This window comes from Endozoicomonas sp. ONNA1 (genome assembly GCF_024606325.1).
In the GTDB taxonomy this organism is placed as follows: Bacteria; Pseudomonadota; Gammaproteobacteria; order Pseudomonadales; family Endozoicomonadaceae; genus Endozoicomonas_A.
In genome coordinates this window covers 1-1,352 of record NZ_JAHHPN010000074.1, presented here as the reverse complement: position 1 = coordinate 1,352, position 1,352 = coordinate 1, and the positions used below count along the sequence as shown (strand labels likewise).

At 43.2% G+C, this 1,352-nt stretch carries 2 protein-coding genes and 1 pseudogene; all 3 read right to left on the bottom strand.

Translation table 11 applies throughout. The annotated features are described in order from the left end of the window. Positions 1-167 (bottom strand): terminase gpA endonuclease subunit (locus KDK19_RS24230; protein ID WP_368736427.1); only part of this gene is annotated, 167 nt, incomplete at its 3' end. A 758-nt stretch (positions 168-925) separates the two neighbouring features. Then, positions 926-1,090 (bottom strand): annotated as a pseudogene (locus KDK19_RS01670) (IS256 family transposase); the annotation flags it as partial. 32 nt (positions 1,091-1,122) lie between these two features. Next, positions 1,123-1,352 (bottom strand): phage head-tail joining protein (locus KDK19_RS01665; protein ID WP_257287960.1); only part of this gene is annotated, 230 nt, incomplete at its 5' end.

The window sequence follows — 1,352 nt, the reverse complement described above, 5'->3', positions numbered from 1 at the left end:
TCCGGACGTTGAGCGGCCAACTGCTCCAGATTCAATCCACGGTGTTGCTGTAAAATCCGCACAGCGGTCAGGGCATAGACCCGACAGTCCAAAGTTTCATTGCGCTTCTTGCGGGCATCCCATTCAAAGTAAGCGACCCCGTGTTTGTATTTGCGCAGCTTTATCACTTTCACTGAAAGTTAGGGATGCCCTCTGAATTAAGCGCGGGCTATTAGAGTTATCGTCAAATCTGGCGTTTGGGCCGTAATCAATGTAGCTCTTTTCCCGCTGTATCGTGTGTTATGAGTTAATTCATCGCTGACTATGGTATGGTCTTGGTTGGTGACTCACAATGTCTCTCTCTTTGATTGTGAAAGTGCAGAGTTCTCTATAAAGAAGTCCAGCAGTAGCCCCAGCTACACAACATGAAAATCCTGCAGTTGCTGACCCTCCAGTAGCCATTATGCAAAAACCCATGGCATTGCCAGCTGCGAAACCTGTCTCGACAGGGTCAATAGGTGTTACATATAGCGTTCGATCACCAGTAGGTTGTTGTTGCACTGGTTGTTGTCTTATATTCATTTTGTCCTCCAATAAGTATCTTGTTATCACAATGATAGAAGTTCAGAATCTCCCCAAAATATTTTAAAAATATATGCTATTAAGAGGGAGTTCGAATAGGCCATGAAAATGTACCGCTCTTTTCGGGTCATATATAACACTCAAGCCTTTTTTAAATCCTAAATTTTGAGCGAAGAAGAGTGTATGTATAACTACAAAGGTCGATAATTTTTAGCCTCTTAATAAATCAGACTACTTAATTGTAATAAAGTTCAAACAAAATACAGGCGAATAGACATTATGACTTCCGCTGAAAGATAAGGCAGGCCTCTGAATGAAGCGTGAGCTACCAGAGTTATCGCCAAATCTGGTGTTTGATTCATAATCAGTCGATCTCATGATTAGCATCATTCACTGCGCGAGTTCCATCTATAAAACGAATGCTTTGAGCGACATTGGCCAGATTTTTAAAACCTCTCAGCCTGCACCACCGTTTCTCAGCGCTCTGACTCAGTTTGAAAACCATTAACAGAATGCTATCAAGACTTATCTTTAGCCTTAGCCTGCTTAAAGTAAACTTCATCAAAACAGCCCTCCACCTGTCAGTGACAATAACCTGCTTCGGGCTCCAGAGTTCGGTAACGCTGGTAGATCAGCTCTTTTGATCAATTCCCACTCAATGGCCTGCAGTCGTCCTTCCATTTCTGAGAAGCTGGCGTATTCCACCTTGCGACCTTCAAATTCCACTGTGCGGGTTTCTCTCAGTAAAACGGCTCGCTTCAAAGCCTGATATTCAGCTTCTGTAATCATGC